The sequence below is a fragment of the Pseudomonas syringae pv. coryli str. NCPPB 4273 genome, from assembly GCF_000972175.1.
In the GTDB taxonomy this organism is placed as follows: domain Bacteria; phylum Pseudomonadota; class Gammaproteobacteria; order Pseudomonadales; family Pseudomonadaceae; genus Aquipseudomonas; species Aquipseudomonas syringae.
Genome location: NZ_AWQP01000062.1, coordinates 30,148 through 54,426, shown reverse-complemented (window position 1 = coordinate 54,426; position 24,279 = coordinate 30,148). Strand labels below are relative to the sequence as shown.

21 protein-coding genes are annotated in these 24,279 nt (G+C 60.0%); 9 read left to right on the top strand and 12 right to left on the bottom strand.

Features of this window, described 5'->3' with window-relative positions; genetic code table 11:
* Window positions 1–159 precede the first annotated feature (159 nt).
* Window positions 160–1,047, bottom strand: a complete 888-nt coding sequence (locus P406_RS22420; protein ID WP_046237401.1) for a DMT family transporter — start codon at window positions 1,045–1,047, stop codon at window positions 160–162.
* A gap of 246 nt (window positions 1,048–1,293) precedes the next feature.
* Between P406_RS22420 and P406_RS22415 the strand changes: the two genes are divergently transcribed.
* Window positions 1,294–2,550 (top strand): OprD family porin, encoded by a 1,257-nt coding sequence (locus P406_RS22415; RefSeq protein ID WP_046237400.1) that lies wholly within the window; start codon window positions 1,294–1,296, stop codon window positions 2,548–2,550.
* A gap of 58 nt (window positions 2,551–2,608) precedes the next feature.
* On the opposite strand, the gene pcaC is transcribed toward P406_RS22415, so the two are convergent.
* From pcaC to P406_RS22375, 8 genes are all read right to left on the bottom strand, one after another.
* Entirely contained in the window at window positions 2,609–3,007 is a 399-nt protein-coding gene (gene pcaC, locus P406_RS22410; protein ID WP_003315610.1) for a 4-carboxymuconolactone decarboxylase, read from the bottom strand.
* A complete protein-coding gene (locus tag P406_RS22405; RefSeq protein ID WP_046237399.1) occupies window positions 3,004–4,365 on the bottom strand; it encodes a 3-carboxy-cis,cis-muconate cycloisomerase in 1,362 nt (453 codons plus the stop codon). Before P406_RS22405 ends, pcaC begins: the two co-directional genes overlap by 4 nt.
* A gap of 24 nt (window positions 4,366–4,389) precedes the next feature.
* On the bottom strand, window positions 4,390–5,739 hold the full coding sequence (gene pcaK, locus P406_RS22400) for a 4-hydroxybenzoate transporter PcaK (RefSeq protein WP_046237398.1): 1,350 nt from the start codon (window positions 5,737–5,739) through the stop codon (window positions 4,390–4,392).
* 87 nt (window positions 5,740–5,826) lie between these two features.
* Complete coding sequence (gene pcaG, locus P406_RS22395; RefSeq protein ID WP_003315612.1) at window positions 5,827–6,429, bottom strand: protocatechuate 3,4-dioxygenase subunit alpha; 603 nt, start codon at window positions 6,427–6,429, stop codon at window positions 5,827–5,829.
* Window positions 6,430–6,440: 11 nt separating this feature from the next.
* Window positions 6,441–7,160 (bottom strand): protocatechuate 3,4-dioxygenase subunit beta, encoded by a 720-nt coding sequence (pcaH, locus tag P406_RS22390; protein ID WP_003416184.1) that lies wholly within the window; start codon window positions 7,158–7,160, stop codon window positions 6,441–6,443.
* Window positions 7,161–7,297: 137 nt separating this feature from the next.
* Window positions 7,298–8,218: a pca operon transcription factor PcaQ gene (gene pcaQ / locus P406_RS22385; RefSeq protein WP_046237397.1), complete on the bottom strand. Its 921-nt coding sequence runs from the start codon at window positions 8,216–8,218 to the stop codon at window positions 7,298–7,300.
* Between the two features lie 52 nt (window positions 8,219–8,270).
* Window positions 8,271–8,513: a glutaredoxin family protein gene (locus P406_RS22380; RefSeq protein ID WP_032698229.1), complete on the bottom strand. Its 243-nt coding sequence runs from the start codon at window positions 8,511–8,513 to the stop codon at window positions 8,271–8,273.
* A 57-nt stretch (window positions 8,514–8,570) separates the two neighbouring features.
* The gene (locus P406_RS22375; RefSeq protein WP_046237396.1) at window positions 8,571–9,641 is read right to left on the bottom strand and encodes an acyltransferase family protein; all 1,071 of its coding nucleotides are present in this window, start codon (window positions 9,639–9,641) and stop codon (window positions 8,571–8,573) included.
* A gap of 247 nt (window positions 9,642–9,888) precedes the next feature.
* Between P406_RS22375 and P406_RS22370 the strand changes: the two genes are divergently transcribed.
* The 7 genes from P406_RS22370 (at window position 9,889) to P406_RS22340 (ending at window position 17,720) form a co-directional block, all read left to right on the top strand.
* Window positions 9,889–10,203 (top strand): ElaB/YgaM/YqjD family protein, encoded by a 315-nt coding sequence (locus tag P406_RS22370; RefSeq protein ID WP_003315618.1) that lies wholly within the window; start codon window positions 9,889–9,891, stop codon window positions 10,201–10,203.
* Window positions 10,204–10,207: 4 nt separating this feature from the next.
* Window positions 10,208–10,600, top strand: a complete 393-nt coding sequence (locus tag P406_RS22365; RefSeq protein WP_002553117.1) for a phage holin family protein — start codon at window positions 10,208–10,210, stop codon at window positions 10,598–10,600.
* A complete protein-coding gene (locus tag P406_RS22360) occupies window positions 10,597–10,953 on the top strand; it encodes a hypothetical protein (protein WP_003346087.1) in 357 nt (118 codons plus the stop codon). Before P406_RS22365 ends, P406_RS22360 begins: the two co-directional genes overlap by 4 nt.
* Window positions 10,954–11,132: 179 nt before the next feature.
* On the top strand, window positions 11,133–12,464 hold the full coding sequence (locus P406_RS22355) for a deoxyguanosinetriphosphate triphosphohydrolase (RefSeq protein WP_003416181.1): 1,332 nt from the start codon (window positions 11,133–11,135) through the stop codon (window positions 12,462–12,464).
* A 249-nt stretch (window positions 12,465–12,713) separates the two neighbouring features.
* Window positions 12,714–13,106, top strand: coding sequence for a response regulator (locus P406_RS22350; protein ID WP_003346092.1), 393 nt, complete (start codon window positions 12,714–12,716; stop codon window positions 13,104–13,106).
* Window positions 13,107–13,464: 358 nt separating this feature from the next.
* Window positions 13,465–14,091, top strand: a complete 627-nt coding sequence (locus P406_RS22345; protein ID WP_003346094.1) for a response regulator transcription factor — start codon at window positions 13,465–13,467, stop codon at window positions 14,089–14,091.
* An 8-nt stretch (window positions 14,092–14,099) separates the two neighbouring features.
* Window positions 14,100–17,720: a transporter substrate-binding domain-containing protein gene (locus tag P406_RS22340; RefSeq protein ID WP_082100905.1), complete on the top strand. Its 3,621-nt coding sequence runs from the start codon at window positions 14,100–14,102 to the stop codon at window positions 17,718–17,720.
* Between the two features lie 94 nt (window positions 17,721–17,814).
* Here the strand turns inward: P406_RS22340 and P406_RS22335 are convergent, their stop codons facing one another.
* The gene (locus tag P406_RS22335) at window positions 17,815–18,159 is read right to left on the bottom strand and encodes a YggL family protein (protein ID WP_003346101.1); all 345 of its coding nucleotides are present in this window, start codon (window positions 18,157–18,159) and stop codon (window positions 17,815–17,817) included.
* 338 nt (window positions 18,160–18,497) lie between these two features.
* On the opposite strand from P406_RS22335, the gene dacB reads away from it, so the two are divergent.
* Window positions 18,498–19,964 carry a D-alanyl-D-alanine carboxypeptidase/D-alanyl-D-alanine endopeptidase gene (gene dacB / locus P406_RS22330; RefSeq protein WP_003346102.1) on the top strand — a complete coding sequence of 489 codons (1,467 nt, stop codon included), beginning with the start codon at window positions 18,498–18,500 and terminating at the stop codon, window positions 19,962–19,964.
* Window positions 19,965–20,016: 52 nt separating this feature from the next.
* Here dacB and P406_RS22325 read toward each other — a convergent pair whose 3' ends face one another.
* Both P406_RS22325 and P406_RS22320 read right to left on the bottom strand, forming a co-directional pair.
* Window positions 20,017–22,407 carry a sensor domain-containing diguanylate cyclase gene (locus P406_RS22325; protein WP_046237395.1) on the bottom strand — a complete coding sequence of 797 codons (2,391 nt, stop codon included), beginning with the start codon at window positions 22,405–22,407 and terminating at the stop codon, window positions 20,017–20,019.
* Window positions 22,408–22,573: 166 nt separating this feature from the next.
* Complete coding sequence (locus P406_RS22320) at window positions 22,574–24,193, bottom strand: methyl-accepting chemotaxis protein (RefSeq protein WP_046237394.1); 1,620 nt, start codon at window positions 24,191–24,193, stop codon at window positions 22,574–22,576.
* Window positions 24,194–24,279 lie beyond the last annotated feature (86 nt).

Genomic DNA, 24,279 nt, shown 5'->3' with positions numbered 1-24,279 from the left:
TACGTCGCAATTTGCGTCGTCTGTGCCACCGTGATCGAAAAGCACGTATGGCGGCCTCCTGCAGGCGCAGCATGACATTGTGCTGCGACGCAGGGCGTCAGGAAAAACATGCCAACTGAACATCGGCATAGGCGCCAATCGGATCTTCAGCCCCGGTAGTTACCCACCCTTGCGCCGCTGTTGCCAAGCCGCCGCCAGACCGCTGAGGCAGATGATGGCGATGCCGGCCTGCGCGGTCGGAGACGGGGTGTGGTCGAAGACCAGGTAGCCCAGCAGTCCGGCGAACACGATCTGGCAATAACTGAACGGCGCAAGCATGGCCGGGGCGGCGAAGCGGAAGGCCTGGGTCAGCAGCAAATGCGCCGACATCCCGCACGCACCCAGCGCCAGCAGAAACGGCAAGTGCTTGAGCGCAGGCACTTCCCAGAAGAACGGCACCAACGCACTCATCAACAGGGTATTGAACAGCCCCGCGAAAAAATTGCTGGTGGTCGGGCTGTCGAACGGACTGACCAACCGCGTCAGGAGTTGATACAGCGCAAAACACAAGGCCGACGACAGCGGCAACAGAATCGCCGGGGTAAACAGCTCGCCGCCCGGATGAATGATGATCATCACCCCGACAAACCCCACCACCACCGCAATCCACTGCCCACGCGTCACACGCTCGTGCAGCAGTGGCACCGATAACGCGGTAACCAGCAACGGCGCAAGAAAGTTGACCGCCGTCGCCTCTGCCTGCGGGATGAACATCAGGCTGCTGGTAAACAGCAGACTGGTACCCAGCAACGCCAGCGCACGCAAGACCTGCAGGCCGGGACGCTTGGTGCGCAACACCCGCAAGCCCGATGACGGCATGAAGATGCAGGCCATCAGCAGTGTGTGCACCAGATAGCGCGCCCAGACCACCAGAATGATCGGATAGAAGCCGGACAGGTATTTGGACAGGGTGTCGTGACTGGCAAACAGAAAGGTCGCCAGAAGAATGAAGCCAATACCTTTGAGAGGTTGATTGACGCCGGACAACGGCGTGCTGGCAGTGCTCATTGCGCTTCCTTGTTCAAGTTTCAGCAGCCAGACGCAGTGGCCGAAAGCGCCCGCGCCCGCTACCCATGTCTACAAAACAGTGAGCATCGCACACACGTTTGCGGCTTCTTGAAGAAAATGTTCGAACCGGTTCATTAACGTTCGATAATCGCCCAAAACAACTGTTCCACAATTGCGTGGCGCGTTCCGGCATTTCACTATCACAGCCAGCTACACGACTCAATAACTACAAAAAAGGTCTGTTCCATGCGCGTGAATTCCCCCTGCAAACTCCTTTGCGGTCTGTCCGCGGCCGTCGCTGCAAGCCTGACGCCCATCAGCGGCCAGAGTGCCGGATTCGTCGAAGACGCCAAGGTCAATCTGAACCTACGCAACTTCTACATCAACCGCAACTTCGTCGACCCGGCCAACGCGCAGAACTACGCCGAGGAGTGGACGCAAAACTTCATCCTCGACGCCCGCTCCGGCTTCACCCAAGGCACCGTCGGCTTTGGTGTCGACGCGCTGGGCCTCTACTCGCTCAAGCTGGACGGCGGCAAGGGTACCGGCGGCACACAATTGCTGCCCATCCATAGCGATGGACGCCCGGCCGACGACTTCGGGCGACTGGCCGTGGCCGGCAAGGCGCGCTTCTCTAAGACCGAATTGAAGGTCGGCGAGTGGATGCCGGTGCTGCCGATCCTGCGCTCGGATGACGGCCGCTCGCTGCCACAAACCTTTCAGGGCGGGCAGATCACCTCCAAGGAGATCGACGGCCTGACCCTCTACGGTGGTCAGTTCCGTGGCAACAGCCCGCGCAACGACGCGAGCATGGAAGACATGTCCCTGAATGGCCGCACCGCGTTCACCTCCGACCGTTTCAACTTTGGCGGCGGCGAGTACGTGTTCAACGAAAAGCGCACCCAGGTCGGCGTGTGGTACGCCGAGCTTGAAGACATCTACCACCAGCAATATTTCAACCTGCTGCACAGCCAGCCGTTGGGCAGCTGGACGCTGGGGGCCAACCTTGGCTACTTCCAGGGCAAGGACGACGGTCAGTCGCTGGCCGGCGATCTGGACAACAAGACCTGGTCAGCGCTGCTTTCGGCACGGCACGGTGGCAACACCTTTTATGTGGGCCTGCAGAAAGTCAGCGGCGACAGCGCCTGGATGCGCGTCAACGGTACCAGTGGCGGGACCTTGGCCAACGACAGTTACAACTCCAGCTTCGACAACGCCAGGGAGAAGTCCTGGCAGTTGCGCCACGACTATGATTTCGCAGCTCTGGGCGTACCCGGCCTGACCCTGATGAACCGCTACATCAGCGGCGACAACGTGCATACCGGGGCCATCACCGACGGCGAAGAGTGGGCACGCGAAACCGAGCTGGCTTATGTGTTCCAGAACGGCGCGTTCAAAAGCCTGTCAGTCAAATGGCGCAACTCCACCATGCGCCGCGACTACAACACCAACCAGTTCGACGAAAACCGCCTGATCGTCAGCTACCCGCTGTCGCTGCTCTGATCCGAACAGGACGCCGCCGTGGCCGAGGGCGCTGCGGCGGCGTTCTCGATCACCGCTCTCAATTGTCCTGCAATGACTCCACGCCCATTTCATCCCACACCGCTTCAGCCAGGTGGAACGTCGCATTCGCCGCCGGAATGCCGCAGTAGATCGCGCTCTGCATCAGCACTTCCTTGATTTCCTCACGGGTCACGCCATTGTTTTTCGCGGCCTTGAGGTGCAGGCGCAATTCGCCTTCGCGATTCATGCCGATCAGCATCGCGATGGTGATCAGGCTGCGGGTATGGCGCGGCAACCCCGGACGCGTCCAGATATCACCCCAGGCGTGACGAGTGATCATCTCCTGGAATTCTTCATTGAACGGCGTCAGTTTGCTCAGGCTGTTATCGACATGCGCATCGCCCAGCACCGCGCGGCGCACCTGCATGCCGGCTTCGTAACGTTCATCTTCGGTCATCGGGAAATCCTTGTGTGTTCGGCCACGGCGCGCTCGACCCAATGGCGAGCCTGGCCGAGGTAATGGGCCGGATCGAGCAGACGATCCAGCTCGTCAGAAGAAAACTGCTCGCTGACCTGCGGGGTTTCGCCGAGCACCTGACGCAAATGCGCGCCCTGCTCCACCGCACGCCGGCAGCACTGCTCTACAAGATGGTGGGCAGCATCGCGCCCGATGCGCTGAGCCAGGGCAATGCTCACTGCCTCGGCGAGAACCAGGCCTTTGGTGGATTGCAGATTGATCGCCATGCGCTCGGCATCGACCTGCAGACCGGGTATCACCTGCAACGCCTGCTGCAGCGAACCGGAGACCAGACAGCACAGTTCCGGCAAGGTCTCCCACTCGGCATGCCACAGGCCCAGACTGCGTTCGTGCTCCTGCGGCATGGCCGCCAGCATGGTGGCCACCAGCCCCGGTGCGCGAGTCGCGGTGCTGATCATGACCGCAGCGCCGACCGGGTTGCGCTTGTGCGGCATGGTCGAAGATCCGCCCTTGCCCGGTGCCGAAGGCTCGAAAACCTCGCCCACTTCGGTCTGCATCAGCAGGCTCACATCGCGCCCCAGCTTGCCGAGACTGCCGGCGATCAGGCCCAGCAGACCGGCAAACTCCACCAGTCGGTCGCGCTGGGTGTGCCAGGGCTGCTCGGGCAACGCCAGCTGCAACTCATCGGCCAGCGCTTCGGCCACCGAAAAGGCCTGATCGCCCAGCGCCGCGAGGCTGCCGGAAGCACCACCGAACTGCAGGCACAGCAAACGCGGTTTGATCTCGTTCAAGCGCTGCCGATGGCGAGTGACTGCGCCCAGCCAGCCAGCGATTTTCATCCCCAACGTGACCGGCGTGGCCTGCTGCAGCCAGGTGCGTCCGGCCAGCGGCGTGCCGGCATGACGCTGTGCCTGCTCAGCCATCGCATCGGCCAGTCGGGTGAGGTCACGCTCAAGCAGCACGATGGCTCGACGCAGTTGCAGGACCAGCCCGCTGTCCATCACATCCTGACTGGTCGCGCCCATGTGCACGTAGCGCTCGGCTTCAGCGCTGCGTGCGGCAATCTGTTTGCCCAGCGCCTTGACCAGCGGAATCGCCGAATTGCCGGCACTGCCGATGGCAATTGCCAGCGCGTCGAAATCGAACAGCCGTGCGTCGCAGCTCAGCTCGATGTCGGCGACCACCTCGGGCGGGATCAGGCCGACGCGTGCCTGTGCCCGGGCCAGCGCAGCCTCGAAATCGAGCATGCCCTGCACCCGGCCTTCATCGGAAAAGATCTCGCGCATTTCGGGTTGCATGAAGTAGGCATCGAAAAGTTGATTGCTCGCTCTGTTCACATCACCACTCCAGATTGAAAGGTTTCAGGTAGCGTCCGAATGACTGACCCAGCCCTTGATCAGCACCGCTATCGCGGCCAGCGCTGCCGGGATTACCAGCGCGGTCAGCACCTGCTCGAACGTCCAGCCCACGCCCAGCAGCGTGGCACCGGCCCAGGCGCCGAGAATGGCGCCGAAGCGGCCGATCCCGAGCATCCACGACACGCCCGTGGCACGCCCCTGGGTGGGGTAAAAGCGCGCCGCCAGCGACGGCATTGCCGACTGCGCGCCGTTGATGCACATGCCGGCCAGCAGCACCAGTGTCGCCAACAGCGCGACGTTACCCAGACTCTGCCCGACCAGCCAGGCGAACACCCCCGCCAGTGCATAGGCACAACCAATGACCTTGTGCGGGTTGTAACGATCCATCGCCCAGCCCACGCCCACAGCACTCAACACCCCGCCGAACTGAAACAGCGCGCCAATAAAGGCCGACTGTTCCATGCTCGCGCCGCTGTCGCGCATCAGCGTCGGCAGCCAGCTGGTCAGCAGGTAGACGATGACCAGACCCATGAAATACGTCAGCCACAGCAACAGCGTGCCGGCACTGTAGTTGCCGGAGAAAATCACTTTCAGCACATTACGGCTGCTGACGGTTTTCTGCTCGGGAACGCTGAAATCAGTGATGCCGGCCAGCGCCTTTGGCGCAATCGGTGCCAGCACCTTGCGGATCCGCTCTGCACCGCGATTGCGTACCACCAGAAACCGCGCCGACTCCGGCAGCCAGAACATCAGCACCAACCCCAGCAGGAGGGGCAGAATACCGCCCAGCATCAGCAGGCTATGCCAGCCCATGCTGGGGATCAGTTTGGCTGATACAAAACCGCCGCACGCCATGCCCAGATTGAAACCGCAGAACATGCTCGTCACCAGCAACGACTTGAGCCGCTCGGGGGTATATTCCGACAGCAAGGTGGTGGCGTTGGGCATCGCCGCGCCAAGACCCAGCCCGGTCAACAGGCGCAGTACCAGCAATTGATCAATGTTGCTGCTGTAGGCTGAGGCCAGGCTGAAAAGACCGAACAGCAGCACCGCGACCACCAGCACCACCTTGCGCCCGAAGCGGTCGGCCAGCGGGCCGGAACCCAGCGCGCCGAACACCATGCCGATCAGCGCGGCACTCATCACCGGCCCCAGACTGGCCCGATCGATCCCCCAATCCTGGCTGAGCGCAGGTGCAATGAAGCCCATTGCGGCAGTATCGAGGCCGTCGAGAAACACGATCAGAAAACACAGCGCAACCACTCGCCACTGATACCTGGACAGCGGTTGCGCATTGATGAAGGCCTGAACGTCGAGCGTACTCGGCGCGGGGCTGCCGGCGGAAAGCGTCATGGAGATGTCCTTTTATTTTTATAGGGTCGCCTGCCGATGCAGGCGCCTTGAAACGCACGCACATTGATTGCTGAATCGACAAGCGATTCAGAAATCGAAAAACACTGTCTCGCCCTCACCCTGTACGCGGATATCAAAACGATAGGCCGTCTGCCCCTCGTGCGTGCAACGACGTGCCACCAGGGTTTCGCGGCGCGGGGGCTGCTCGATCAGATTGAGCACCGGGTCCTGCGCATTCGCCTGGGCTTCGTCGTCGAAATACAACCGCGTCTGCAGATGAATATTGATGCCCCGCGCAAACAGCGAAACATTGATGTGCGCCGCCATCGGCACGCCCGCCGCATTGCGCGCCGAGCCTGGCTTGATGGTCTTGAGGATCCATTGGCCATCGTCCGTGGTAGCCGTGCGACCAAAGCCGTTGAACGGCCTGTCCGGGTCGAATTCGCTGTGATACGCACCCTGATGATCCGCCTGCCAGAACTCCAGGTAGGCATCACGGATCAGGTGACCGTTGCCATCGAAGACGTTGCCCAGCAATACGATGTGCTCGCCGGGCGCCTCGGGCCTGGCCATCTCGTTCCAGATTTCCAGCTCGCGGGTCGGGTTGCCGGCCACCTGCGGTGCAAGACCGATGTGGACATACGGGCCAGCGGTCTGTGAAGGGGTTTCCTGCAGCAATTGAACGGGCATGTCGGGCCTCCTCAGCAGTTTTCGAAGTGAGTCTTGCGCTGGCCGCGCAACACGATATCAAAGCGGTACGCCAGGCAATCCATCGGATTGCCCAGGCCCAGGTCGAGCCTGGCAATCAGGCTCTGCACGGCGTCCGGGTTGGCGATGGCCTTGACGATCGGGCAGATCGGAATCAGCGGATCGCCTTCGAAATACAACTGGGTGATCAGACGTGTGGCAATCGACGGCCCGCTGATCGACACATGAATGTGCGCCGGGCGCCAGTCGTTGGGACCGTTGCGCCATGGGTAAGGCCCTGGCTTGACGGTACGGAAGCTGTAATTGCCTTCGCTGTCGGTCAGTGCACGTCCGACGCCGCCGAAATTGGGATCGATGGGCGCCAGATAGGCATCGCGCTTATGGCGATAACGCCCGCCGGCGTTGGCCTGCCAGATCTCCACCAACGTGTGCGGGATCGGCTTTCCGTACTGATCGCAGACCCGCCCGGCCAGCAGGATACGCTCGCCGATGGGCAGCCCACCGTTGTTGAAATTGAGCAGCAGGTCGTTATCGTGCTGGCCGAATTTCAAATGCGAGAAATCCGGGCCGGTGGTTTCGGAAATGGACTGCGGGATACTGACCAGCGCCTGACGCGGCGAGCGCAGGATCGAGGTCTTGTAATCAGGGGTGAGAGCTTTTGGATGCCAGTTTCGGTCACGAATGACGAAGCGGCTGTTGTCCGCGGCAGACATGGCGTTCTCCTCGTTTTTCTTATGGGGCGCGCAGGCGTGGGTCACATGCGCTACAGGCTGCCGCGAAGTGTCGCGCGATCCATGCTTATAGAGAACTGAAATAAACCCGATGATCCATAACCACTTGGTTATGGATGCTAGACGTTGCGATAGGCCTCTCCAAGACTCCGCAGCTCGTCCACGCACCACTGCGTTGCGCGCGTGAGTGGCAAGGCCGGGTTGCTGCACAAACCGACCGAGCCGCCCGGCTCACGGATACCCATGTTCAGCTCGACCAGTGTGCCGCCTTTCAACTCCAGCGACACGGCATCCAGTGGCGCGATCCACACCGCATCGCTGCACTGCACATAGCGGCGGCTGAGGGTGAGCGAAAGGGTTTCAAGGCGTTGACGCGGCATGCGGATACCGCACTGCACGAACAGGCTGTCGGCAAACTTGCGGATGGTCGTGCCTGCCAGCGGCAACACCAGCGGGAACTGCTCCAGACTTTCGGGCTTGAGCGGCGCAGCCAGCAATGGGTGATCGCTGCGCACCACCAGCGTCATCGACTCGTTGTACAGGTGCTCGAACGTCAGCCCCTGAATCTGCGGGCTGTCCGTCATGCGCCCGACCACCAGATCCAGCTCCCCTACCCTCAATTGCGACAGCAGATAGGCACTGGGCCCGGTCATCACGCTGACGATCAGCGCCGGGTGCCGCTGGTGCAGGCGATGAACCACCTCGGGCACCAACAGGCTTTCGGCCGTCGACAGTACGCCCAGTCGTGCAGTGACCGTGTCGTGCTCGCCCGAGCGCAGGCTGCTGACGCCCTCGCGCAGGGCCTGCACGCTGGGCCCGGCAAAGCGCATGAACGCCACGCCCGCTTCGGTGAGTGCCGCGCCGCTCTTGCTGCGCACGAATAACGTAGTGTCGAGCAGGGTTTCCAGCTCTTTGAGACTTTTCGACAGCGCCGGCTGACTGATCGCCAGAACGTCGGAAGCACGCGCCAGACTGCCCTGCCGGGCCACTTCGAGAAAGCAGACCAGATGGCGAAATTTGATGCGTGTATCGATATTCACTGCGCGTCGTGTCCGGTAAATGAAAGGGAATGCAGCTCAACGACAAGGCAGCTCAGCGACTCAGAAACGACGCCACTTGAGGCGCGTCAAATGGCCAGTCCAGTTCGTCACCGGTGTCGACTCGACGCAACACAGGAACGCGCAACTCGTAGCGTTCCAGCAGTTGCTCATCCTCGCAGATGTCGACCAGCTCAACCAGCAGGCCGTGCTCGATGGCGAACGGCAGTAAAACCGCCTCGGCAACCTCGCACAGCGGGCATCCCGGGGTGCTGAACAGCTGGCATTCGGGGGGCATGGGTCGATCCTCGGCGAATCCTCGGTGAGCGGAAATTATTCTAGGCGCGCACCGGGATCACGTCGACACCCGGAAATGCGCCTTGCTGAACGCATTGGCGCGATCCAGTACCGGTTTCTCGAAACAACGATAACCGACCCAGCCATAGCACACCGCCGCAGCCATCATCAGCAGCGCGAAAAACAGGTTGTCCAGGTAGCTTTCGGGCCAGGCTCCCACCAGACTCCAGACCCTGCCGATCACCCCCAGCACCAGCAGATGAGACAGATAGATCGTGTAGGACATATCGCCCACGGCAACCAGAAACACCGGCACCCGCAGATGTCGACGTCGTTCGAGCAAGGCCAGCGTCACCACCAGTACGCCGAACGTGCCGCCGACCATGAGCATGCGCAGCAGCCCCTGACTCTCATACAGCCGGTAATAGCCGATCAGGGGCACCGCCGCCAACAGCGCGACACCGAGCAGTAACCAGACCGCAGCAGTCGGCACGCGGGCACTGTGGCGACCGTAAAAGAACAAGGCCAGCGCGGCGCCCAGCATGAACTCGAGGGCATAGGGATGCAGGATGATCTTCACTGCCGGGGAATAGTCCTGCCAGTTTGCCAGCGTGTTGAACGCCACGATGATCAGACACCAGCCGCCGAGCAGAAACGGCAGATTGCGCTCGCGAAACAGCAGGAAACCGGAGAACACCACGTAGAACCACAGTTCGAACAGCAGCGACCAGGCCACCATCACCAGCAGCACCTTGTCGTTGGGCAACAGCAGGAACGACATGATCAGATTGGACGAGCCATGCCCGCTGTTGACCATGCCCGGCTGCACCAGATAAACCGCCAGGGTGATGAAAAAGTACAACCAGTACGTGGGATAGATCCGCGATACCCGATTGAACAGAAAGCGCTGGGCTTCGATTGCGCTCTGAAAACGGCCACGGCTGACAATCACCATGACGAATCCGCTGATGACGAAGAACAGATCGACGCCCAACTGAAAAAAATCGAGCCAGGGCGGCAAAAGGATATCGCCACCGGAAAACTTGCTCTCTACCGACATCATGTGAAACAACACAACGCCAAGGACCGCTACGCCCCTGAGTCCCTGCAGGGAATACAGCCGCTCCATGCCACTCTCCATTCAACGGATGTCGCGCGCGCCAGGCCATCCCGTGGTCACGCGTGTGGAGCATAGCCAATGGCCAGAAATACGGAACCCCAATCTTCCCGTGGTTGCGGTTTTTCCTGGCAGATACTTTTGGAGTAAGGTGCGACGGCAGTGTAAAGCCTGATCGAACACGATACGCCAATCGAAGTGAACCTTCAGGAATCACCTGTACTCGAAACATTCATACGCCCACCAAACGGAGAACATCATGGCCCGCGAAACTGCACAGAATGCTCAGGAAATCCTGAGAGCCGACTTCCAGGTACTGGTTGCCGACACTGAGAAATTGCTGGCGCATACCGCCTCTCTCGCGGGTGATCAGGCCGATGAATTGCGCGCCCAGATCCGCGAAAGCCTGCTGCGTGCCAAGGAAACCCTGAAGACCACCGAAGATTCGTTGCGCGAGCGCGGTGAAGCGGCAGTGGTCGCCACCGAAGATTACGTTCAGAACAACCCCTGGCAGTCCGTCGGTATCGCCGCAGGTGTCGGCTTTCTGATCGGTCTGCTGGCTACAAGGCGCTAACATCATGACTCTGGGAACGGAATCAGCACCGCCCGAGGGAACTCCGGGCTCTTCACCGCGGCGCCTGGGCGCTGCCTTCCTTGGCCTGTTGCACACTCACGTCGAGCTGTTCGGCATTGAATTGCAGGAACAGAAAGCGCGAACCGTCAGCCTGCTGCTGTTCGCCGGTCTGGCACTGGTTTTCGGCCTGCTGCTGCTCACCGGGCTCTCGGCCTTGCTGCTGATCGTTCTGTGGGACAGTTATCGCCTGGCGGGCATCGTCGGCCTGTGTACGTTTTACCTGCTGGCCGCGATCTTTTGTGGATTGCGCCTCAAGGCAGCGATCTTCGACGAGTCTTCGCCCTTCCATGCGACCCTCGAAGAACTGGCCAATGACCGTGAGCGATTGATGCCATGAGTGAACCCAAGTCGCACCAGAGCAATACTCGTCGAGAACTGCGCAAGGCATTGATTCGCCTGCGCATGGAAATGCACCGCCAGGAAATTCGCCACGAATCGACGCAACTGATGCAGCCGTTGCAACGCTTTCGCGGTATCCGCCATGACTGGAAAAGCGCGCTGGGCTTTCGCCACGCGCCGCTCTGGGGCGTGGGCTCGGTTGCCCTGCTGGGCTTCCTGAGCGGCAAACGAGCCAAGACCGGACGTACCAGCCTGCTGGGACGCCTGTTGAAGCTGGGCATCACGCTGACGCCGGTGGTCAAGGTCGCCATGCAAGCGCGCGCCCTGCAGAATCGCAATCGCAAAGTCTGATTGCGCCACGCGTCCAGCATGACCCTGGCCTGACGGTACTGGCCTTAATACAAATGCCTGCTCAGGTTTTCCGGAGCAGGCATTTGTTTTTCCATGGGGCCTGTTTTCATCGATGCGGCCCTTGCGGCAGGCGTGTCGAACCGGGAAGCTACGCCCCAATTATTGACGGAGTGAACGCATTGGATTGGCAAACGCTGCTTAACCGCGAACGACTGGGCAAGACCCTGCACAGCCCCGAGGAACTGGGGCGCAGTCCGTTTCACAAGGACCATGACCGGATCATCTTTTCCGGGGCCTTCCGTCGCCTGGGACGCAAGACCCAGGTGCATCCGGTGTCCAGCAACGACCATATCCATACGCGCCTGACCCATTCGCTGGAAGTCAGTTGTGTCGGCCGTTCGCTGGGGATGCGTGTCGGCGAAACGCTGCGCTCTGCCCTGCCTGAATGGTGCGACCCCAGCGACCTGGGCATGGTTGTGCAATCGGCCTGTCTGGCCCACGACATCGGCAATCCGCCGTTCGGTCACTCGGGCGAAGATGCAATTCGCAACTGGTTCAATCAGGCGGCCGGGCGTGGCTGGCTCGACGCGATGAGCGAGACCGAGCGCAATGACTTCCTCAATTTCGAAGGCAATGCCCAGGGATTTCGGGTACTGACGCAGCTGGAATACCACCAGTTCGACGGCGGCACTCGCCTCACCTACGCCACACTGGGCACTTACCTCAAATACCCGTGGACCGCCCGCCACGCGGACTCGCTGGGCTACAAGAAGCACAAGTTCGGCTGCTATCAGAGCGAACTGCCGATCCTTGAGCAGATCGCCGGCAAGCTGGGTTTGCCGCAGCTTGAAGACCAGCGCTGGGCGCGTCATCCGCTGGTATATCTGATGGAAGCCGCCGACGACATCTGTTACGCCCTGATCGACCTGGAAGACGGCCTGGAGATGGACCTGCTCAACTACGCGGAAGTGGAATCGCTTTTGCTCGGGCTGGTCGGCGATGATCTTCCGGAAACCTACCGGCAACTGGGTCCGGGCGACTCACGACGGCGCAAACTGGCAATCCTGCGTGGCAAGGCCATCGAACACTTGACCAACGCGGCCGCCAGAGCCTTCGTCGAGCAGCAGGACGCCTTGCTGGCCGGCACCCTGCCTGGCGATCTGGTCGAGCACATGCACGGCCCGGCCAAACGCTGCGTGCTCAACGCCAAGGACATGGCGCGCAAGAAAATCTTTCAGGACAAGCGCAAGACACTGCATGAAATCGGTGCCTACACCACGCTGGAGATCCTCCTCAACGCGTTCTGCGGTGCGGCAGTCGAACAGTTTGGCGGCAGGACGCCGTCGTTCAAGCATCGACGCATCCTCGACTTGCTGGGTAACAGCGCGCCCGATCCCAAGGCACCGCTGCATGCCTCGTTCCTGCGCATGATCGACTTCATCGCGGGCATGACCGACAGCTACGCCAGCGAAATGGCCCGGGAAATGACTGGCCGCTCCGGACAGATATAGCCTCCATCGACCCGCCCGCTGCCTGAATGGATGCAGGCAAAAGGCTGGTCAGACTGATTGCCTCGCAAAACTCAGACAGGCCCTACATGCATGTCAGACGAGTCCTATCGCAGCTTTTCTTGCATCCCTCAATAATTCCAGCCACTTCAACTGCCATCCGGCACGTTATCCATCCGCCTGCGATACTCACGGGTCCGCACGCCGCCTGCCGATGCCTGAACGCCTCGCCAGGGCTTTTCCGGAACGCTCATGTCCACACATAGCCTGCGCATCCTTCTGGTGGAAGATCACCCGTTTCAACTGATTGCCACTGAGGTGCTGCTCAACAACCATGGCTACTTCCTGCTGACGCCCGTGCTGACGGCTGCCGAGGCCATGGCCGCCATGCAACGCAGTGCCGAACCCTACGGGCTTGTGCTGTGCGATCAGTGCCTGCCGGACATGTCAGGCCTCGACCTGATTGACGAGGCAGCCCGACACGGCTGGCTGCGCCAGGCCATTCTGCTCAGCGGCTTGCCGGACACACAGCTTGAAAACCTGCAGCAACTCGCCCTGCAGCGCGATCTGCCCCTGCTCGGCTGCCTGAGCAAGCCCCTGCACGGGCCCGACCTCAGTCGCCTGCTGGGGCACCTCGTTGACTGACGTCGGCCAGCCGGCTTTATCCGGCTTGAGATATACCGGGCAAAAACAGATACATGCCAGACACCGGCAAACTGGAACGATTAAATTCGACGTTCAGATGCGTAGGAAATCATCAGTCAACATGAATGATGATTCCAGAAAGTAATAAACACCCGACGCATCATTTGCCAAACACACATTGAAATAAGCGTTAACGTTTAAACACAGTTATGTTCTACGTAGGCTTTTACGTACTCCGATACGCTAATTTTTGTAGGACTTTTCCTATATATGCCTGCCGAGCAAGTCTCTTTATGTGCCTGCCCGAACATCTGAGCTAAGGTGCGCGCTTTCTTCACTGCTTGTTATGGAATGGAATATGAACTCAGTTTTTATCATCGACGATCATCCGGTCATCCGGATGGCGGTCAGAATGCTTCTGGAGAACGAAAATTATGAGGTGGTCGGCGAAACCGATAACGGTGTCGACGCCATGCAGATGGTGCGTGAATGCATGCCTGACCTGATCATCCTCGACATCAGCATTCCCAAGCTTGACGGCCTCGAGGTGCTGGCGCGCTTCAATACGATGGGGCTGCCCTCCAAGATTCTGGTGCTGACGTCGCAGACCCCCAACCTGTTTGCCATTCGCTGCATGCAATCGGGTGCCTCGGGTTATGTGTGCAAGCAGGAAGACCTTAGCGAACTGCTCAGTTCGGTGAAAGCGGTATTATCCGGCTACAATTACTTTCCCAGTCAGGCGTTGACGTGCGCAGTTCGTGAAGAGGGTCAGACCAACGAGCTGGAGCTGTTCAAGTTGGTCAATGACCGCGAACTGATGGTATTGCAGTTATTTGCCCAGGGCCGTTCCAACAAGGAAATAGCCAAGGGCATGTTTCTCAGTAACAAAACCGTCAGTACTTACAAAACGCGGCTTATGCAAAAACTGAAAACCAGAACCTTGGTAGAACTTATCGAGATGGCAAAACGCAACGCGCTAGTGTGAGAAAACGGATGCCCAAGCGCTTCAGACAATTATTAATACTGGCCACAAGCCTGTGCATAGGCTGGGGTGCTGAGGCCGGTCTTCATGCGGCCGATCACTATACCCTGCTCGGTCGCTCGAGCCCGGCGCACATGGACGTGAAGCTGGACAGTCACCAGTGGCAGTGGGTGCGCGGTCAACGCGAACTGATTCTCGGCACCTCGAGCCCCGATTACCCGCCCTTCGATATCACGATTTCAGGTAACGATTACGAAGGCATCACTGCCGACTACGCAGGGATCATTTCGGATGCGCTGGACCTGCCCGTCAGGGTTCAGCGTTTCGAAACCCGTGATGCGGCGATCAAGGCCCTTGCCGCAGGCCAGATCGACCTGCTGGGCACCGCCAACGGTTTTGAAGCCGTCGATCGCAACATCAGGCTTTCACAGCCCTACTCGGTGGACCAGCCCGTCCTGGTCACCCGGGTCGGAGACACCCGCCCCCTGAACGAGGGCCTGAAAGGCATGCGGCTGAGCATGGTCTATCACTACCTGCCGCCTGCCGAGGTCGAAGCGTCCTATCCCGGCGCAACGCTGAAGACCTATCCCTCTTTTCAGAACGCCATCAACGCAGTCGCCTTCAATCAGGCGGACGTGTTCCTGGGCGATACGATTTCCACCCAGTACATCATCAACAAGGGTTATCTGAACAACGTGCAGATGTCGAATTTCGGCAAGCACGAGCCCAACGGTTTCAGCTTCGCGGTCAGCAACGAAAACACGCAACTGCTGGGCATCATCAATCAGACGCTGAAAGCCATCCCCGTCGATGAACGGATCAATATTTCCAGACGCTGGAGCACCGGCAGCGACCTGATGCTCACCGACCAGAAGCTGCAACTGACGCAACGCGAGGAGCGCTGGATCGCTCAGCACCCGACCGTGCGCGTGGTCGTCAACGAAGCGTATGCACCGCTGACATTCTTCGATGCCAAGGGTAACTTTCGCGGCATCACCGCAGACTTGCTCGAACTGGTGCGCCTGCGTACCGGGCTCAGGTTCGACGTCAAACGCTCGCCCAGCCTGACCGACATGCTCAATCAGGTCGGCGAAGGTCAGGCAGACATGATCGGCGCGCTGGTGTCCAGTGATGCGCGTGAGGACCGATTCAGCTTCACCCGCCCCTACATCGACAATTCGTTCGTGCTGGTCACCCGCAAGGACCAGGGTGCCCCCAGCTATCTGGAGCAAATGGACGGCAAGCGTCTGGCAATCACCCAGGGCAGCCCGGTGCTCGACTGGCTAGGCCGCAAATACCCCCGGGTCGTGCCGCTGGAAATCGACAACCCGTTCCAGGCGCTGGACATGTTGTCACTGGGCCGGGCGGAAGGTGCGGTCATCTCGCTGCTCAGCGCAGACTATTTCCTGTCTTCCGGGATCTTCGAGGAGCGTTTGCAGATGACCGCCACCGTCGGCGAGGACCCGGCGCTGATTTCCATGGCGACCTCACGCAATGCCATCGAGCTGAGCTCGATTCTCGACAAGGCCCTGGCAAGCATCGCTCCGCAGGACATGGCAGCGATCAACAACCGCTGGCGCGTCTACACACCCTCACGCGCCAACTGGCATGACTATGAACGGCTGATCTATCAGATTGTGGTGGGTGCAGGCCTGTTGCTGCTGGGCCTGCTGGCCTGGAATGCCTGGATGCGCCGGCAGATACGTCAGCGCGAGGCTGCTGAGCGGGCGCTGGGCGATCAGTTCGAATTCATGCGCGCCCTGGTCGAGGGTACGCCGCATCCCATCTACGTACGGGATCGCGAAGGTATGTTGCGCATGTGCAATGACAGCTACCTCAGGGTGTTCTCCGCGCAACGGGAAGACATCATCGGCAAGAGCGCCACCGAAGGGGTGCTGGGCAACGCCTTCGAAGCCCGGGAATACGCTGCCGACTATCAGCGGGTCATGGCCAGCAATACCGCATTGATCCTCGACCGCCCTCTGCGCATTGGCGATCGACAGCTGACCATCTACCACTGGATCCTGCCGTTTCGTGACTCTCTGGGCGAAGTACAGGGCATCATCGGTGGCTGGATCGACATCAGCGAGCGTCGCCAGCTCATCGAGGACCTACAGGCTGCCAAGGAACAGGCCGACGCCGCCAGCCGGGCCAAGAGCACCTTCCTTGCCACCATGAGCCATGAAATCCGCACGCCCATGAATGCGGTGATCGGCATGCTGGAGCTGGCGCTCAAACGTGCCGATCACGGCGAACTGGATCGGTCCGCCATCGAAGTCGCCTACAGCTCGGCCAACGACTTGCTGGACCTGATCGGAGATATCCTCGACATCGCCCGCATCGAATCCGGGCGGCTGTCACTCAACCCCGAGCGGGCGAATCTGCGCCGGCTGGTGGAGTCGGTGCTCAGGGTATTCGACGGTCTGGCGCGACAGAAGGACCTCGAACTGGTGCTGGAACTGGACAGCAGGATCAACGCCGACGTGCTGATCGACCCGTTGCGCTTCAAACAGATCCTGTCCAACCTGGTCAGCAACGCCATCAAGTTCACCCCGATGGGGCGGATCAAGGTCGTACTGCAGGCAGCCGAAAGTCCAGACCCGCAACTGCTGCATCTGCACATCACCGTTCAGGACAGCGGCATCGGCATCAGTCTCGAAGACCAGCAACGCCTGTTCGAACCGTTCGCCCAGGCCGACAACACCGGACAAATGGCGCGTACCGGCGCCGGGCTCGGGCTGGTGATCTGCCGCAACCTGTGCATGATGATGGGCGGCAATCTCTCGCTCGACAGCACGCCGGGGCACGGCACCCGGATCAGCATGAATCTGGTGCTGACCACACTTGAACCGCTGACCGGGCAGCCCGTCGTTGCGCAACCGGCAGCCGTCGCTCATCAGACCCTCAGAATCCTGATCGTCGACGATCATCCTGCCAATCGACTGCTGCTTTACCAGCAGCTCGGCTTTCTCGGCCATCACTGCGAAATGGCCGAAAACGGCGCGCAAGGGCTCGATCGCTGGAAAACAGATGCCTTCGATCTGGTCGTCGCCGATTGCAACATGCCGATCATGAACGGCTACGACATGACCGCTGCGATCCGCGAACAGGAGCGCGCCTGCGAACGCCAACGCTGCCCTGTCTGGGGCTTCACGGCCAACGCGCAGCCTGACGAGATCGAGCGCTGCCGGACGGCGGGCATGGACGACTGCCTGTTCAAACCCATCAGCCTCTCGATGCTCAGCGAACGACTGGCAGCCATTGCCCCGCTGGCGCCCAGCCGGGCCCTGCCCTTCAGCCTCGAGAGCATCAGCAACCTGACCGGTGACCGTCCTGAAATGGTTGAGCGTCTGCTCGCGCAACTGCTGCACAGCAACCACGAAGACCGGTTGTTGCTGGCCAGACTGATACCGGAAAACAATCGTCAGAAAACCCGTGACCTGGCGCACAGGATAAAGGGCGCGGCACGGATCATCACGGCTTCACGGGTGGTCGATGCCTGTGATGCGCTCGAACTGGCCTGCGAACCGGACACACCCGATGAACAGTTCTACACCTGCCAGCAGGCAGTCGAACTGGCCATGATCGAACTTGAGGACGCACTGATGCTGCAACAGGCAAAGCCTGACTGAGCGAGCGCAGAGACGGTACAACGAAGGGGGAGATATACGGGAGACGTGCGGGGAACAAGCAAGGGAAGCAGGCGCTGGCCTGCTTCCCGTTACATCAGGCGGCCGGATTGATTTCCTTTTCCGGGTACCAGACGTCGATCAGCGGGCTGACAGTGACTTCTGTCAGTTCGCTACGGCCCTTGAGCCAGGCTTCGACAGCAGCACGCTGCTCTTCGCTGACCGAGCCACGCTTGCTCAGGCAAACCAGACCGAAGTCGTCGCCGCCCACATAGCCAAGACCGTTGGCTTCCATTGCTTCTTTCAGGAAAGCGTCAAGGAAAGCATCGATTGCCTTGTCGTCCAGCTCTTGCTTGAAGTCCAGGTTCAGTTCAAAACCCAATTCCTGGAACTCGTCCACACACAGTTTTTTGCGCAGACGGCGGGAGCGGTTAGTGGCCATGGGACAATCCTCATCAATAAATATCGGGCGGCACTTTACCAGCTTGGCGATTTAAAAGCCCGACAATTGCGGCGTGTGGTGGATATCCGGCTTTGCGACCGCCATGAACGCCGAATCAATAAAAAATAGCATTTACCGGCTTGCCCCCCGGTCACAAGCCTGCCCCGCTTGGGGCATAATGCGGCTCGTTTCATGCGTGGCATTGTGTGTTACAAAAAAAGCCCGCCGCGCATTCACTACTATAGTTATCGAAATCGAATCGACATTTGCAATAGTTACCGAGGGAATTCATCCATGCCCTCTTTTTCGTTTCCCTCTTTGCAGTAGGGTTTTAGTCAATGATCAAGTCGCTACGTCCATTGTTGCTCGCGTCACTCCTTTTGCCCCTGGCTCTGCCCTCCTACGCCGCCGTCATCAACACCACGCTGCCCCCCAAGGTTCAACAGGCCATGAAAGCCAGCAAACTCGGCGATGACGCACTGTCGCTGGTGATGTTGCCGCTCAATGGCCCCGGCACGCCAACCGTGTTCAACGCCGACGTCTCGGTCAATCCGGCTTCCACCATGAAGCTGATCACCACCTACGCGGCCCTGGAAATGCTCGGCCCGACCCACCAGTGGAAAACCGAATTCTTCACCGACGGCACCCTGAGCAATGGCGTGCTGCGCGGCAACCTGTACCTCAAGGGCGGCGGCGATCCCAAGCTGAATATGGAAAAGCTCTGGCTGCTGATGCGTGACCTGCGCGCCAATGGCGTGCAGCAGGTGACTGGCGACCTGGTACTGGATCGCAGTCATTTCGTGCAACCGCAATTGCCGGTGTTCAACGATGACGGCAATGACGACAACAAGCCGTTTCTGGTCAAGCCCGACGCGCTGATGGTCAACCTCAAGGCGCTGCGCTTCGTGACCCGCAATGACGACGGCAGGATTCTGGTCTCGGTCGAGCCGCCGATTGCCAGCATCCGCATTGATAATCAGGTCAAGGCAAGCGCCTCGAAGCAATGCACCGGGGATGTGCGCTACAACCCGGTCACCCAGGCCGATGGCAGCGTCAACGTGACGGTCACCGGCCAGCTGGGCAATGGCTGCAACTCACAGACCTACCTGTCACTGCTGGACCACCCCACCTATGCGGCTGGCGCAGTGCGGGCCATCTGGCAGGAACTGGGCGGCACCATTCAGGGCAAGGACCGCGTTGGCGTGCTGCCCGGCAATGCCAAGCTGCTGGCCAAGGCCTTTTCCCCGGATCTGGTGGAAGTCATTCGTGACATCAACAAGTTCAGCAACAACACCATGGCCCAGCAACTGTTCCTGAGCCTGGGCGAAGAGTTCCGCAACGAAGCCGACGGTGACGACGGCAAGGCCGCACAGCGTGTCATCCGTCAGTGGCTGGCGAAGAAAGGCATCACCGCGCCGCATCTGGTCATGGAGAATGGCTCCGGGCTGTCGCGGGCCGAGCGTGTCAGCGCGCGTGAAATGGCGGTGATCCTGCAAGCGGCCTGGCGCAGTCCCTATGCTGCCGAGTTCATGAGCTCCATGCCGCTGGCCGGCCTCGACGGCACCATGCGCAAGCGACTCAAGCGCACCCCGCTGCTCGGCGAGGCACACATCAAGACCGGCACCCTGAATACTGTGCGTGCGATTGCCGGCTTCAGCCGCGACAGCAACGGCAACACCTGGGCCGTCGTGGCGATCCTCAACGACCCGCGTCCGTTTGGTGCATCCTCGATACTCGACGAGGTACTGGTCGATCTGTACCGGCAGCCCAAGTTGACCAACACCACGGTCTCGATCCAGCAATAACCAATCGATACCGACAATCGGCAGGCCCGCTTGAGCAGCGGGTCTGTCTGCATCAGTCCTGCTCGGGCTCGACCCGATCGCGACCGGCCTGTTTGGCGGCGTAGACTCCGGAGTCGGCGCGCAGCAACATCGCGTCGATCCCCTCACCCTCGCGCCAGCTGGCGATCCCGAAGCTGCCTGTGACCACCTGATCGACGCCTTCGATAACCTGCCTGCGCAGTTCCTCGCGCAGGCTCAGTGCCAGTTGATAGGCCTGGGCACCGCGCGTTCCGGGGCAGATCACCATGAACTCTTCACCACCCAGACGGCAGAACACATCATCGCTGCGCAGCCGCTGGCTGATCTTTTCCGAGATGGCCTTGAGCACCTGATCGCCTGCGGCATGCCCGAAGCGGTCATTGATCCGCTTGAAGTGATCGATATCGAGCATGATGATCGACAGGTTACCGCCGTGCCGGTCGATTCTTTTCAACTCGGCCTGCATCCGGTCCTGAAAGTAGCGCCGGTTGTAGGCACCGGTCAGCACATCGGTGACCGACAGCGCCCGCAGCTCCTGCTCGACGCGCTTGAGGTCGGTGATATCGGACACAAAGCCATGCCACAGCACGCTGCCATCGGCCAGGCGTTCAGGCGTCGACGCCGAACGTAACCAGCGCAGCCCCTTGCGTGGCAGCTCGACGCGGTACTCTTCGCTCCACGGTGTCAGGTGTTCGGCACTGATCAGGATGGAGCTTCTGACCCGCATCAGGTCCACCGCCTGTATGCGTCGCAGGATAGTTTCGGAATCGTCCAGCAGTTGTTCTTCGCCCACCTCGAACAGCTCGCACATGCCGGCGCTGGCGTACCTGAAACGTGCGCTGCCATCGACGGCCAGGTGGTACTGGTAAATGCCGCCTGGCACTTGCGAGCCGAGCTTTTTCAGCAACTGCCCCTTCTCGGCAAGCGCCTGGTTGACGCGTTTATGCTCAGTGACGTCGATGCACACCGCCAGGTACCCGGTCCACAACCCCTGATCGTCACGCACCGCAGTGACCAGCATGTTCACCACCAGCGTGCTGCCATCGCTGCGCTGCAGGGTCCACTCCTGCGAAGGGTGGTTACCGTCCTGCACGGCATCGAGAAACATCAGTTGCGAGGCGCTGATCGGTTGCCCGCGGCTTTTGCTCAAGCGGCTCGCACGGGCCTCCAGATCGGCTGACTGGTAAAAGTCCATGAGGCGGAACCTGCCCAGCACATCCTCCTGCGCATAGCCGAGCATCTTCTGTGCACCGACGTTGAACGTCTTGATCAGCCCGTCCAGATCGGTCGCGATGATCGCCACTTCGGTCGCCGCATCGAGCACACTGCGCAACTGCCCGTGCGCTGCCCTCAATTGCTGCTCGCGCTGGCGCAGCTCGCGGGTGCGCTGCGCAACCCGTTGCAGGGCACGCTGACGCTGGCTGATCAGGCTGTAGAGCAAGGCACTGAGCATCAGGCTCAAAAGCCCTCCAAGCCACAGCACCCGGCCAGGCATCATGATCTGGTTGTTCAGGCTGAAAATCTGCGTAGGGCGAACCTCGACCAGATAATCCCTGTCGCCCAGGCTCAGCAGACTGCTGGCGTACAGCGGACTGCGTATCGCAGGGAGCGGCGACTGATAGACCTGCTCGGGCGTTTCCGGCGAACTGAGGTCGAGCATGGTCACGGCAAGGTTGTCCTGCTCTGCCGTGCCGATGTTCATCAATTGCGTCAGGCTGATCACTGCGGTGACGTAACCCCGCAATTGTGCAACCGGTTGGCCAATCGAGAACACCGGCGCGACCAGCAAAATGCCATACGTGTCGGAAGGCTCCAGGGACAACAGGTGAATACGCGGCGTTGCGACGGTTCGTTTCAGCAACCGCGCACGCTCCAGCGCGGCACGGCGCACCGGCTCCGAGGCGATATCGAACCCCGCTGGCGTCGGAATGTTGCTGAGCGTCTGGATGTATCGAACCGGGAAATACTCATTTCGTGCCGCGGCGATTTTCAAGGCGCCGTTTTCATCCATCTCGCGTATGGCATATCCAGGCGAGCCTTCCTCACGCGACTGTCTTTCAAAAGCTGCTCGTTCGGCCTGCAGTACCCTCGGGTTCCAGGCATACGCCTGGGTGCCAATCAGCAACGGCGCGACAAACCCGTCGAATTCGGACAGTTCAACCTGATGGGAGTAGATAAAGAAACGAGCCAGGGTGTCGAGCCGGGTAACCTGCCTGTCCAGACGTTCCTGCAGACGACTGAAGCGCTCCGCGGCAACCATGTCGAAACGCTGACGCAACTGGCGCTGATACAACTCGTTGTCGGCCAGCGCCAACATGATCGTAAGTGCCGCGCCGACCAGCAATGCCAGGACTGCGATAAGCCACGCTGAAAGCTGACCATTGATAAAACTCAGAATTCTGAGCTTGAACCGCTTGACTGTCATACACACAAACTCAAGACGCCAACATACGGAAGCGTCAGGCTGGCTATAACTTCTGTTATAGCTATTCGCCAGTAATTTTCATAGGCTTATGACTGTTTCAGAACGATCCGTTGGTCTGTCCGCAAGGTTGAAGACCGGGCTTCAACCTTGCGGGCAGCCACTCAAGTTACATCTTGAATCGTGTAACGACGCCGTTCATTTCAATCGCCAGTCTCGACAGTTCGCCACTGGCAAGGGAAGTCTGATTGGCGCCCTCGGTACTCTGTACGGAAAGGTCGCGAATACTGATCAGATTGTGGTCAATGGAACGAGCCACCTGCGCCTGCTCTTCGGAAGCTGTAGCGATCAGCGTGTTCATGTCATTGATTTCTTCGATACGCCGGGCAATATCGTCAAGCGCCGCACCGGCCTCATGTGCAATTCCCAGAGTATCCTGCGCGCCCATGCAGCTTTCCTGCATCGACCGGGTGGCTTGTTCGGAGCCCTCTAGAACGGCACCGATCATTTGCTCGATTTCCTGGGTCGACTGCTGAGTACGATGCGCCAGTGCCCGGACCTCATCCGCCACGACGGCAAAACCGCGCCCCTGCTCGCCGGCACGCGCAGCTTCGATGGCGGCATTGAGGGCAAGCAGGTTGGTTTGCTCGGCGATGGTACGGATCACCGCGAGGACTTTGCTGATGTCGTTGGATTGCCCGGCCAGACGCTGCACATCGGCGCTGGTGGCAAGCACCGTGGCGCTCAGTTTTTCGATCGCGGTGACGGTACTGGCCACTCGCTCGGCTCCGCGCACGGTGGAGGCATTGGATTCTTTCGCAGCATCAGATGCAGCCGCTGCGTTGCGCGCGACCTCATCCACCGCTGCGGTCATTTCGTTGACCGCTGTGGCGGCCTGCTCGATCTCCTGATTCTGACGACCCAACCCGGTACTGGATTGCACGGTGATGGAGTTCATTTCTTCGGCAGCGGAAGCCAGTTGCTGTGACGAGTTGCCGATCAGGCCAATGGTTTGTCGCAGGTTCTTCTGCATGGCCAGTGTCGAGCGTTGCAGTTCGGAAAACTCGTCGTCACCCGTGACCGGAATGTCACCACGAAGATCACCGCTGGCAATACGCTCATTGACCGACAACAATGATTTCAAAGGAGTGACAATACTGCGCGTCAACAGAACAGCGAGGATGATCGTAATAATCAGCGACGCGATAATAATAACTACGGTAAAGGTGAAGCCGCTTTGATACGACGCCATTGCATCTGCACCCAAACTATCGGCCTGCTCGATATTCATCTGAACCAGTTCATCCACTGCCGTTTGCAAGGTCTCGGTAATGGGCACTATGTTGACGTCGGTAAACATTACAGCCCCGGCGTTGTCGCCTTTCTGACTAAACTCGAGCACCGTCTCCAGAAGTGACGCAAACTTCTGGGCGGAGGTGTTGACCGTTTGATAAAGGCTTGCCTCGCTGGCATTGCTTACAAGTGGCGCGTACGCGGCAGACTGCTTGAGCATTTCCTCTCGCGAGGCTTTCACTCGCGCCGCAGTTGCTGCCTGGGCCTGAGGATCGGACTGCCCGATCAGCCGCCGTACATCCAGCCGCAAGCGCATGGTAGCGCTGCTTACCTTGTTCGCTACGATGATGCTGGCCATAGCGTTATTCTGCAGCGTGTCCATGCTGGACCGTAACTCGCCCATTTTCCATAGCGCGATCCCTCCCAACGCAATGAGCAGGCAGGTGATCAGCATAAAGCTCATCCCGGCACGAACAGCGACCTTGACGTTTCTCATCTTGTTACCTTCGGAGGTAGGTACGGCGTGGACAATCTCAAGACACGGTCGATACCTTCAGTCGCCCGATTGGACAGGGACGTCAC